The 247-nt window shown below is 65.6% G+C and carries 1 protein-coding gene; it reads right to left on the reverse strand.

What is annotated here, in order from left to right; translation table 11 throughout:
* On the reverse strand, positions 1-247 hold a 247-nt coding region (locus AEYBE204_RS40610; RefSeq protein ID WP_023464167.1), incomplete at both ends, for a hypothetical protein.

The raw sequence follows: 247 nt of genomic DNA on the forward strand, positions 1-247 counted from the left end.
GCCGAGCATGGTCAGTACACCGCCTGTCGGTGCCAGTTGCGGCAGGAGCGGCGCCCCGCGCATCACCCGCGAACAGATGTCGGCGGCAAAGATGCCGCTGCCGACGACCAGCAGCAAAAGCGTATTGAGCTTGAACGTCGGGCTCATGAACGTCGATTGCACCAAAGCGATGGTCACCGCCGCATGGAACAGCAGCATCAGGCCCGCCGAACCGAGGCGCGGATCGGCATGGCTGCCTGCCGCCAGC

It is taken from the genome of Asticcacaulis sp. YBE204, assembly GCF_000495855.1.
Taxonomy (GTDB): Bacteria; Pseudomonadota; Alphaproteobacteria; order Caulobacterales; family Caulobacteraceae; genus Asticcacaulis.